Here is a 12,325-nt window from a genome sequence, read left to right as displayed (position 1 = left end):
TATCTTTGCCGCATGCAAATTCAAGTAGTAAAATCTAAGATTCATAGAGTTAAATGCACAGGTGCAGAACTCAATTATATAGGAAGCATTACCATTGATGAAGACTTAATGGATGCTGCCAACATTATACAAGGTGAAAAAGTTCAAATTGTAAATAATGATAATGGCGAACGATTAGAAACCTATTGTATCCCTGGTCCGAGAAATAGTGGAGAAATAACACTTAATGGAGCGGCTGCAAGAAAAGTATCGGTTGGCGATACACTCATTCTAATTACATATGCTATTCTAGATATAGAAGAAGCAAAGGTGTTTAAACCTGCGCTGGTGTTTCCTGATGAGGCCACAAACTTGCTAAAATAAACTTTGAATAGAAAGTTAAAACACACTATTAAAATTTTACTCCCATTATTATTGGGAGTTTTTTTAGTCTGGTATTCATTGTCAAAAGTATCAGTGAGTGAATTACTGGTTTATGCAAAACAGGCTGATTACACTTGGATTTTATGTGGTATGTTTTTGGGCTTGCTCAGTCATTTATCAAGAGCTTATCGGTGGCTGTTTCAATTAGAGCCTATGGGATATAAAGTAAAATTTATTAATAGTGTTATGGCGGTATTTGCTACCTATTTAATCAATTATACCATTCCTAGAGCGGGTGAAGTAGCTCGAGCATCTATATTAACAAATTATGAGAATGTACCCTTTGAAAAAGGGTTTGGAACTATTGTAGCCGAGCGCATTGCCGATCTTATTGTAATGATCGGTATCATAACAATAACCTTATTTTTACAATTTGATTTTATTTATGCCTTTCTATTAGAAAGATTTAATCCTTTAAAAATGGTTTTACTAATCATTGGGATGGTTGCAACTATTTTTGTTTTTACACAATTTATAAAAAAGAGCAAATCGACCCTAGCATTAAAGATAAAAACCTTTGTTAATGGTTTGATTGAGGGAGCTTTGAGTATCTTCAAAATGAAAAAAAAGTGGGCGTATATTTTTCATACATTATTCATATGGAGTATGTATGTCCTCATGTTTTATGTCACCTCTTTTTCACTCGAAGATTTAGAAGGTATTTCAATGGGAGCTATTCTAATTGGTTTTATTTCGGCCAGTTTTAGTATTGCTGCTACTAATGGCGGTATAGGGTCATATCCCTTGGCGGTGTATGCTGCGTTTTCAATCTTTGGGATAGCTGAAGAACCAAGTATTGCGTTTGGTTGGATTATGTGGGCGTCACAAACCTTAATGATTATTGTTTTTGGAGGAATGTCACTTATTTATTTGCCCATTTATAACCGAAGAAATAAAGAGTAATTCTTGTTTGGTCTTAACTATTCCTGTTTTGAGGCTCTTCTTTTTTTAGTACCTTGGCAGTATCAAATCATCAAACTGTGTTTCAAATGAAGAACTTACTTTTTGTTTTGTGTCTTATGCTGACACTTAATGTTACGAATGCCCAGATAAAATATGAAACGATTCAATCTTCAAAATTAGGAGAAGAAAGGCAAATCAAGATACAATTGCCAAGAGGATATGATCCGTCTGACAATAACACATATCCGTTATTTGTAGTTTTTGATGCCGATTATATGTTTGAAGCGGTTGCGGGTAATGTAGATTATTTTTCATATTGGGAAGACATGCCTAGTGCTATTGTGGTGGGAATTAATCAAATGGGAAAACGTTATGATGATTGTATGTATTCTGAACAAAATTCATTACCTATTAAAACTGGAGCTGCCTTTTTTGAATTTATTGGTCTTGAATTGATTCCGTATATAACAAAAACCTACAAATCAGGGAGTTATAGGGTAGTCGTTGGGCATGGTGAAACAGCAAATTTTATTAATTATTACCTCTTAAAACCAAATGCTTTATTTAGTAGTTATATAGCGGTTAGTCCTAATTTAGCACCCAATATGATTGACTATTTGCCAGAAACCTTAGCTAAAGTGAATAAGCAAACATTTTACTGTTTGTCAAGCACAGTGAACGCTTCAAAATCTGTGAAAGACATGGTCAATGTACTAAATTCAGATTTAGCGGTTATAGAAAATGAAAATTTCAAGTATAGCTATACACAGTTTGATGAAGCGTCGCATTATTCTCTGCCTACTTATGCTATTCCAGGCGCTATTGAACGTATTTTCAAAGTGTATCAACCCATTTCTAAAAAGGAGTATAAAGAAGTTATTCTGGAGTTAGAAATCTCACCCGTGTTATATTTACAGGAAAAGTATGCGCAAATTTTAAATTTATATGGTATAGATAAGCAAATTCTCATTAATGATTTTAAAGCCATTGCAGCGGCCATTGAAAAAAATGAAACGTTTGAGTATTATGAAGAGCTGGGTAAAATGGCAAGAAAAGCCTATCCTAATACCATGTTAGGGGGTTATTATTTAGGACGATTTTATGAAGAAACGGGTGATCCCAAGCGGGCTATGAGAACATATCAATCTGCCTATACTTTTGATGAGATTGCAGGAATTACAAAAGATGAAGTGCTTGAACGTGCCGAGTCTATTAAACAAGATTTTGGATATTAATGGCAAAAGTAAAAACCACTTTTTTTTGTCAAAATTGCGGCACACAATATGCGCAATGGCAGGGTCAGTGCAAAGCCTGTAAAGATTGGAATACTATAGTGGAAGAGCTTGTTCAAAAGCCTGAAAAACAAGTATGGAAGTCGTCGTCATCATCTAGTAAGAGGGTAGCAGTGCCTTTAAAAATAGATCAAATTGATACTTCAAAAGAACCCAGATTAAATACGTACAATGGGGAGCTAAATCGTGTTTTGGGAGGTGGTATTGTGCCTGGTTCTCTAACACTTTTAGGCGGAGAACCAGGTATTGGAAAAAGCACTTTAATGCTTCAAATTACGCTTGAACTTCCTTATAAAACCTTGTATGTTTCTGGTGAAGAAAGTCAAAAACAAATAAAGATGCGTGCTGAACGTATACATCCCAAGGGGGGAAATTGCTTTATTTTAACTGAAACTAAAACACAGAATATCTTTAAACAGATTGAAGATTTACAACCCGAAATTGTAGTGATTGATTCCATACAAACACTGCATAGCGATTATATTGAGTCGTCTTCTGGAAGTGTTTCACAAATTAAAGAATGTACAACAGAGTTGATAAAGTTTGCAAAAGAAACGGCAACACCTGTTTTGTTAATTGGTCATATTACAAAAGATGGTAGTATTGCAGGCCCAAAGATTTTGGAGCATATGGTTGATACTGTGTTACAGTTTGAAGGCGATAGAAACCATGTGTTCAGAATATTAAGAGCGCATAAAAACAGATTTGGATCCACACATGAGCTCGGTATATATGAAATGCAGGGTTCAGGACTTAGAGAGGTTTCAAACCCTTCAGAAATATTAATTTCAAAGAAAGACGAAGAACTTTCAGGCAATGCTATAGCGGCTACGCTTGAGGGTATGCGCCCATTAATGATTGAAGTACAGGCTTTGGTAAGTACTGCTGTTTATGGAACACCACAGCGTAGTGCTACAGGCTTTAATGCTAAACGATTAAACATGTTACTGGCGGTTTTAGAAAAAAGGGCAGGATTCAGGCTTGGTGCTAAAGATGTTTTTTTAAATATTACAGGAGGTATTACAGTTGATGATCCTGCAATTGATTTGGCAGTTGTAGCAGCTATTCTTTCTTCTAATGAAGATGTACCTATTCAAAATGATTTTTGTTTTGCGGCCGAAGTAGGTCTTTCTGGAGAAATAAGGCCTGTGCAGCGTGTAGAGCAACGTATTCTAGAAGCTGAAAAGCTTGGGTTTTCTACCATTTTTGTTTCTAAACACAATAAGATTTCTTTAAAAACAGCTAGTATTAAAGTTCAATTAATCTCAAAAGTTGAAGATTTAATAGGTTTTGTGGTTTAGTCGACAAAGTGCGTTTTATCGTTAAAAAATACATTTAAACGATTAAAAATTGGTTTTTGTCGATATTTTGTGATAATATTGTCGCTAGTTGAGCGTAAATCATTACGCGTTATGTGACGAAAATTAGTCTTCCCTCAAGATTGGTTAAGGAAACGATTGTAGAATTGTAAATGTTTTGGTGTCTTTTTTAATCTATGTGATAGCAAATAGGTAAAAGAGGTGTTAAAATGAGCAATAAAACAATTATATTTTAATTATAAATTAATTCTGATTTCCCCAAATCTAGTAATTATGAAAACACATGCTCCTGCTTTAGGTTTAAGGTTTTTTAATCTCTGTTTTTTTGTGCTATGCTGTTCCGTAAGCCTTTATGCGCAATATTGTACTCCCATAAATGTTGATCATGCAAACAATAATTATATTTCTAATGTGTCAATTGGGAGTATTAATAATTCTAGTTCAGGTACTACAGGAAGTTATACTTATTATTCATCAGTTACATCGGCTGATATAAATGCGGGCGAGACCATTACAGGAACCGTTACCGTGAAACTTAACGGGTGGAATAAAAATAAAAACACCCTAATTGTTTGGATGAATTTTAATAATTCTGATAGTGATTTTGAAGATTCGAGGGAGCGTTTTTTGTTTACTGTAGAAGATAAATCAAAAGAAGATGGCGAAAAAACCGTTGTAGTTCCTGTAGAAATAACAATTCCTGATGATGTTGAACTTGGGGCTTCTGTGATGCGCATTGGGTTTAGAACGGGTCAAAACAATAATTTTACCTCCTGTGATTATCAATATCAGTCAGGAGAAATTGAAGATTATAATATTTCGTTTGTTGCTAGTCAAAACAGTAACATCGGATTTAATAATGGTAACTCTGCATTGAATGGCTCTTTGGTGACAGATAGTGATGGTGATGGTATTGCAGATATTACAGATCTAGATGATGATAATGACGGGATAAAAGATACTGATGAATCAGGAGGGATAGACCCTTCTGCAGATGATGATGGCGATGGGGTTTTAAATTATAAAGATTCAGATTTTTGTTCATTAGGAGCTTCAGGGATTTGTGAAGACTTAGATCAGGATGGAGATGGCATACCGAATCATTTAGATTTAGATAGTGATAATGATGGAATAACAGACGTTATTGAATCAGGTGGAACCGATGCTGACTATAATGGATTTGCTGATGGTACCATTGGCATAACAGCCACCACTATGGGAATTCCAAGCTCTGCAAATACAGGCACGGTTCCAAGAAATACAGATGGAGATAGTAATGAAAGCGGTAGTAGGTATTTAATCTATGATTTTTTAGATATTGATTCAGATGAAGATGGTATTCCAGATAATGTTGAAGCGCAATCAACGTTAGGTTATATAGCTCCTAGTGGTGGTGTATCAACAACAGGAATAGATACAAGTTACGGATTAGGTATTGTGGTTGAAGATACAGATTATGATGGCATACCAGACTATATTGATTTAGATTCAGATAATGACGGAAAACCAGATGAAGCTGAAAACGGACTGGCCACTCCCTCTACAAATCAAGATAAAGATGCTGATGGATTGATAAACCCGTTTGAGACTACAAATATTAATGATACGGTTTGGGATGTTAATGAAGCTATTGAAAATCCGTCCGATTTATCAATTCTTCCTGATGGTGATAACGATTTAAATACTGGTGGTGATTTAGATTATCGAGATGTTTTTGATACGAATCCTCCAATTTTGGCTACCATTGATTTTGATGGGGTTGATGATTTTATGGCTAGTGATTTGAATATTGGAGGCAATAATCAAACAACTATAATGGCGTGGGTGAAGTTGGATGAAAATTTTTCAAATGCAGGAACGGTTGTGAGTTTTGGAGACTTAAATATAACCGTGCAAAGCTCAAAGCAAGTCAGTTTTCAGGTGAATGGCGTGACGCTAAATATGCCAGTTTCAAATTCTTTGGTATTAAATCAGTGGGCGCATATTGGATTTGTGTATAACGGTTTAGATGCTAGCTCTAAACTACAAGTTTATCTTAATGGTGAACTGTTAAATTCTAGTAATAATGCAGCTTTGTCAGGAGGTATAAATGCTTCAAGTAACGACTTTACAATAGGGGTAAACGCGCCTTCGATGTCATATTACTTTAAAGGAAGCATTGATGAAGTGCGTGTGTTTGATGTGGCATTAACGGATGATCAATTACAGCAAATGGTGTATCAAGAGATTGAGAATAATTTGGGTAAGATACAGGGTAAAATCATCCCAAAAGATATAACAGATAGAGAAACAGATGCTACGGTGTCTTGGTCAAGTCTTATAGGGTATTATCCTATGACCGAAATTATTAACGCCAAAACTTCCGACTATTCCGATAATGATTTTGAAGCCATTTTGTATAACATCACCACGGTGCAAGATCAATCGGCACCTATGCCGTATGAAACTATTATGCAGGGTGATTGGAATAATAATACAACTTGGTTGTATGGAGATCTTTGGGATATTACCAATACTGTAACAAACAAAGCATGGAGTATTGTAAAAATAGCTAATAATGTTACTGCTGCACACAATGTGCAAACATTAGGGTTAGTTATAGATGATGCTAAAACCCTAACCATACAAGGCGATAATTTGGTAGAAAATACCTGGTATTTAGAGTTGAATGGGGCGCTAGATCTTGAAGATGATTCTCAGTTAATTCAAACCATATATAGTGATTTGGTGACTGATAATGATGGCAAGGTTTTAAGGCGTCAGGAAGGTGAAGCAAGTCCTTTTAGATACAACTATTGGGCATCGCCGGTTGGAGCCGTTGGAATTACCAGTTTAACAAATAATAACGCGGCTTTAAACAACGCTAATAACAGCTCATTCAAATTAAATACCTTAAAGGATGATGTTGGTTTGAATATGCCTTTTACGTCTAGTTATACAGGAAATGGCAGTATAAGCACCTATTGGTTGTATACATTTATAAGCGGTATTACTTACTGGGATTGGAAAAAAGTGGCACCTTCTTCTCTTATTAAACCAGGCATTGGCTACACCCAAAAAGGTACAGGAACAGCGGCGCCAAAACAACAATATATTTTTGAAGGAAAACCTAATAATGGAACTGTTTTATTGGATGTTACAGACAAAGGAGGAGCAGGTTCAGTGCCCGATGTGTCAAAAACAGAATATTTAATCGGTAATCCGTATCCATCAGCAATAGATATTCATAAATTTATTGATGATAATCAAGGGGTTATAAAAGGTGATTTGCATCTTTGGCAACAATGGAGCGGAAATTCACATTATTTAAGTGAATATCAAGGAGGTTATGCGCAGGTAAATAAAACTGGAGCTTGTAGAGCGTATCAATTTGTAGGTTTATCTGGTGGGCACAATGGGTCGCAAGATGGAACTAAAGTACCAACAAGATACCTTCCTGTTGGTCAAGGCTTTGTTGTTGAGGTTGAAGCCGATGGTCAAATTGAGTTTAATAATAATCAGCGCATTTTTATTAAAGAAGCCGATGCTAATAGCTCCTATGATAGTGGTTCTGTGTTTTTAAAGTCTAGCGGTACTAAATCAAATGGGAAAACCTTAAAAAGCAGTGGTATGGCTAAAGAAGATTCTGAAAAGATCATGCAACGCATCCGATTAGAGTTTAATACTGTTAAGGGGCCTAAAACAAGAAGAGAATTATTGTTAGGATTTGCTCATGATGCTACTGATGGTTTTGACTATGGTTATGATGCTGAATGTTTAGAAATAAATAATAATGATATGAATTTAAGTTTGGAAGGAAAAAATATGAACATTCAAGCGTATAGTCCAATATCAGACGATAAGGTCATTCCTTTAAATTTTAAATCTTCTGGGGATAATACTTTTGAAATCAAGATGACATCGGTAGAAGGCATTCCTGATGATCAAGAGATTTTCTTGAAAGATAATGTAACAGGAGATTATTTTAATCTTATAAGCGGTGAACCCTATGGGTTTAGTTCAGATCAAGGAAAATTTAATACCAGATTTGAAATTGTTTTTCAAAGTGAACAGCACTCGCTAAGTATTGAAGAGTCTGAGGCCAAGAACAACTTTATCTATTTCAAGAATAAAACGAATACACTGTTTGTAAAAAAAATGAATGGTAATAAAATAAGAAATTTACAGTTGGTAAACATGCGTGGTCAAGTAGCTTTACAAATGCCTAATTTACCAGTAGAAGCCTTAGAAAATGGATTTCAATTTTACAACCTTTCAAGTGGTGCCTATATTGTGCAAATACGTACTGAAAATAATGAAGTGCTTTCTAAAAAGATTATAGTAAATTAATTAGAGGTGTTTTTATTGAAATTCTATATACCGCTCCGCTCTTGACTGGTCTTTTTTTGCCTTATAATGACGATAAAACACATTTTATCGAACAAAAACACATTTTATCGGATTTTTATTAGTTTTTATCGGATTTTTATTTTAATATTGTCTTTAATTGAATGTAAAACCGTACGGTTTGTTTCGACGAAAATTATTCTTCCCTCAAGATTAATTTCAAAAAGTTTGTACATATTGAAGTAAAGCTGTTCTAAGGATTTAGAAGCCGATTTACTAACCTGCTTTCAAAAAACAATGATGCTTTTGAAAGTGTAATATATAACTAATTGATAATGAATTAATTTTGTTTACCCCAAAGCTATTAATCATGAAAACAAAACTATTCCTACAACGCTCTATATTGTTATTGGTTTTAAATACTTGTATAGGGCTAAAAGCTCAAACCTGTGGTCCGCATACTTGGAATCCGCCAGGGCAACCCACAACATGTACCTATACCTATACGGCTTCAGGTTGGGTTGATAGTTTAGGCAATCCAACAGGCGTACCTTCAGGACTTAGCTCTTCAGATTCTGTGTGTATTTTGGCTGATAACTCTGACGCTATTATGGCAGGAGGAGTTTTCAAGGGGACGCTATACATTGCACCAAATGTTACATACTCAGGCCAAATAGATAAAATGAATGCTGTGACCTTGATTGTTGAAGGGGTTATTGATTTTCCAACGGAAACAGGGTTTCAAGGCACCAATATGATTTATATTTATGATACAGGATCTATTACCATACCAGGACAATTCAATCCACCTTCAGCATCCATAGTATACAATATGGGTAACTTTAATGTGGCTGGAGATTTGAGTGTTGGGGGTAGTGCAACTTATGTATCGTTTTATGGCAGTAGAACAACTGTTGGGGGCGATGCAGGTATTGCAAGTGATTATTCCAATTGTGGTATATTAGAGGTATTTGGGTCTTTGTCTTCGGGAGGATCTAGTGCATTGATTAATGATTGTTCCTTATTTATTCATACTGATATGTCTCTTAATGCCGATTATGTGAATAATGGTTTGTTTGTTTTAAAAGGAGAATTGACTTTTGGTACGGCTAAGTTTTATAACAATGGTACCATGTTACTCGATAATATAAACTTAAGTAATGATGATTTGATTGGTGACGATGAAAATTCATTACTCATTGTAAGGCACAATGCTTCGCTAACAAGTGGAGCCACCGTTACAGGACATATGTATTATGACGAAGATGATGGTGGCGGATTTGATGCGGTGAGTGCAGGTTCCGTAGAGGATATTGATGTGCTTTTAGATGTGACTATTCCGCCTACTGAAGAACTTATTTTAGCAGATTGTGGAGCCAATATTACTATAAATCCCGTTTTATTTTCGTCAAAACTAGATTTTGATGGAGTTGATGATTATGTGTCTACACCAGAATTTATTAATGGAGAAAGCGATATTACATTTATGGCTTGGGTCAAGTCAGATTCAGGGAATACAACCAATATGACCATAGGCGGTGAAGATACAGGTTTTAAATTATGGTTGCAAAATGGGAACAGACCCTCTTTTACAGTAACAACCGCTGGTAACTCAGCGCAAACAATTGGGCAATGTGCTTGTTCAGCCATTAACTATGATGAATGGCATCACATTACAGGCAGTTTTTCTAGTTCAACAGGACTTATGAAACTTTATGTTGATGGCGTACTTGTCGATTCCCTTGATACGGGTATTATTGGAGTAAATATTGAAAACACCACAGATACAAATGGTAATTTTGAAATAGGAAGAACAACTAAAAATGTTTCCAATAGGGAATATTATAAAGGAGATATTGATGAAGTTAGAGTGTTTAATACCGTACTTACCGATGATCAAATTCAACGTATGGTATATCAGGAAATAAAAGATAACTCGGGTATTGTTAAAGGCGCTGTGATAGATAAAGATATTGTAGATATTACTACAAATAATACTATTCCGTGGTCAAGCTTGTTAGCTTACTATCCAATGTCTGATATTATTTCTTATGATAGAACAACAGATTATTCTTATATCGGTAGAATTACCAAATTGAATAATATAACTTCATTACAACAACAAACAGCTCCAATGCCTTATGTGTCTAATAATCCTGGGGCTTGGACTGATGAAGCTACCTGGAAAAGTGGTAATGTTTGGGATATTGAAGATGTTGCGAATAATAAAGATTGGAGCATTGTAAAAATATCAAATGATGTTACGGCCTCACATGACATTAAAACATTAGGGCTTATTATTGATGACACAAGAAGCTTATCAGTTTCGGGAGATCATGCCGTGTATAATACATGGTATTTTGAGTTGAATGGAGCTTTAGATTTAGAAGATGATTCGCAGTTAATTCAAACAGAACACAGTGATTTGGTGACCAATGAAAATGGTAAAGTATTAAGAAGGCAGGAAGGAGAGTCTAATCCGTATCGATACAATTATTGGTCATCTCCTGTTGGAGAAACTATGGCAACCACTCTTACTAACAATAATGGAGCTTCAAATAATACAAATAACACACCTTTTAAAGTAAATATGATTAAAGATGCTAGTGGGTTCAATTGTACTTTTACAACAGGTTATACTGGAAGTAATAGCATAAGTACCTATTGGATATACACTTATATGGGAGGGTTAACCTATTGGGATTGGGCACATTTATCACCATCAACCCCCTTAATTCCAGGTTTTGGTTATACCCAAAAAGGAACGGGTGTTGCCGCTTCAGAGCAGCAATATATCTATGAAGGGAAACCCAATAATGGAACCATTATTTTGGACGTGTTAGATAAAGGTGGTGCTGGTTCTATTCCAGATAAAACCAAAACCGATTACTTGCTGGGTAACCCGTATCCTTCCGCTTTAGATATGTATCAGTTTATTGATGACAATCAAGGTGTTATAAAAGGCGATATTTATCTTTGGCAACATTGGGGTGGAGACACACATTATTTAAGTCAATATGAAGGTGGTTATGCACAGGTAAATAAAACAGGATCTTGTAAAGCCTATCAGTTTGTGGGGCTTTCAGGAGATACAAATGGGTCTCAAGATGGTACCAAGTTGCCTACTCGTTATCTTCCAGTGGCTCAGGGCTTCGTAGTTGAGGTTGAGGCAGATGGACAAATTGAGTTTAATAATAATCAGCGTGTTTTTATTAAAGAATCAGATGCCGATAATATTAATGAAGAAAACGGATCGGTTTTTTTAAAAAATACGGGTGGAAAGCCTAAAAATGAATCAAAACAGCCAGACAACTCAAGTTCTGCAATGCAAAAAATAAGACTAGAAATTAATTCAGTATCTGGTCCTAAGACAAGACGTGAACTTTTAATTGGTTTTAGTGAACTTACTTCAGATGACTATGATTATGGCTATGATGCCGAATGTTCAGAAGTAAATAATAACGACCTCAATTTGAGTTTGAACGGCAAAAATATGAACATTCAGGCATATGGGCCATTGGCAAATGATAAGGTGATTCCTCTTAATTTTAAATCGTCTGGAGATAATGCGTTTGAAATTAAAATAACCAGCCTTATAAATATTGAAAAAAGTCAAAAAATTTATATCAAAGATAATCTTACAGGAGAATATTATGATTTAACTAAAAACAATGCGGCTTACACCTTTTCTTCAGAACAAGGTAAATTCAATAAAAGATTTGAAATTGTATTTCAAAATGAACAGCAAGCCTTGAGTATGGCAGAGGCTCAAGCTAGTGATAATTTTATTTATTATAAGAATACAACCAACACCTTGTATGTTAAAAAATTGAACAGTAATATAAAGCGGTTGGCTTTAGTGAATATGCGAGGCCAAATAGCTCTAGATATGCCAGATTTACCTATTTCGGCATTAGAAAATGGGTTTCAGTTTTATAATCTGTCTAGTGGCGCATATATCGTGCAATTACGTACGGAAGATAACCAAGTGCTTTCAAAAAAGATTATTGTGAATTAATTGGGGTAATAATCTTGAATAAGATATTCTAAATAGATCATTCG

General features: G+C 35.1%; 6 protein-coding genes. All 6 read left to right on the top strand.

Annotation, left to right across the window (positions count from 1 at the left end):
- The first annotated feature begins 12 nt into the window (after positions 1–12).
- The 6 genes from panD (at position 13) to FGF67_RS06640 (ending at position 12,281) form a co-directional block, all read left to right on the top strand.
- On the top strand, positions 13–363 hold the full coding sequence (panD, locus tag FGF67_RS06665; protein ID WP_139695996.1) for an aspartate 1-decarboxylase: 351 nt from the start codon (positions 13–15) through the stop codon (positions 361–363).
- A gap of 3 nt (positions 364–366) precedes the next feature.
- A complete protein-coding gene (locus FGF67_RS06660) occupies positions 367–1,326 on the top strand; it encodes a lysylphosphatidylglycerol synthase transmembrane domain-containing protein (protein WP_139695994.1) in 960 nt (319 codons plus the stop codon).
- A gap of 86 nt (positions 1,327–1,412) precedes the next feature.
- Positions 1,413–2,561, top strand: a complete 1,149-nt coding sequence (locus FGF67_RS06655; protein WP_139695992.1) for an alpha/beta hydrolase — start codon at positions 1,413–1,415, stop codon at positions 2,559–2,561.
- Positions 2,561–3,919 (top strand): DNA repair protein RadA, encoded by a 1,359-nt coding sequence (radA, locus tag FGF67_RS06650; protein WP_139695990.1) that lies wholly within the window; start codon positions 2,561–2,563, stop codon positions 3,917–3,919. The genes FGF67_RS06655 and radA overlap by 1 nt, the downstream gene beginning before the upstream one ends.
- A 291-nt stretch (positions 3,920–4,210) precedes the next feature.
- Positions 4,211–8,266, top strand: a complete 4,056-nt coding sequence (locus FGF67_RS06645) for a LamG-like jellyroll fold domain-containing protein (RefSeq protein ID WP_139695988.1) — start codon at positions 4,211–4,213, stop codon at positions 8,264–8,266.
- 367 nt (positions 8,267–8,633) lie between these two features.
- A complete protein-coding gene (locus FGF67_RS06640) occupies positions 8,634–12,281 on the top strand; it encodes a LamG-like jellyroll fold domain-containing protein (RefSeq protein ID WP_139695985.1) in 3,648 nt (1,215 codons plus the stop codon).
- The last annotated feature ends 44 nt before the right edge of the window (positions 12,282–12,325 follow it).

This window comes from Allotamlana fucoidanivorans, assembly GCF_006265225.1.
GTDB lineage: Bacteria > Bacteroidota > Bacteroidia > Flavobacteriales > Flavobacteriaceae > Allotamlana > Allotamlana fucoidanivorans.
The sequence above is the reverse complement of the archived record's forward strand: the minus strand, read 5'-3'. Positions and strand labels throughout refer to the sequence as shown.

Bases quoted from the DNA above. Each gene is read 5' to 3' on its own strand.
- panD (WP_139695996.1), top strand. From the start codon at position 13: ATGCAAATTCAAGTAGTAAAATCTAAGATTCATAGAGTTAAATGCACA.
- FGF67_RS06645 (WP_139695988.1), top strand. From the start codon at position 4,211: ATGAAAACACATGCTCCTGCTTTAGGTTTAAGGTTTTTTAATCTCTGT.
- FGF67_RS06640 (WP_139695985.1), top strand. From the start codon at position 8,634: ATGAAAACAAAACTATTCCTACAACGCTCTATATTGTTATTGGTTTTA.
- radA (WP_139695990.1), top strand. From the start codon at position 2,561: ATGGCAAAAGTAAAAACCACTTTTTTTTGTCAAAATTGCGGCACACAA.
- FGF67_RS06655 (WP_139695992.1), top strand. From the start codon at position 1,413: ATGAAGAACTTACTTTTTGTTTTGTGTCTTATGCTGACACTTAATGTT.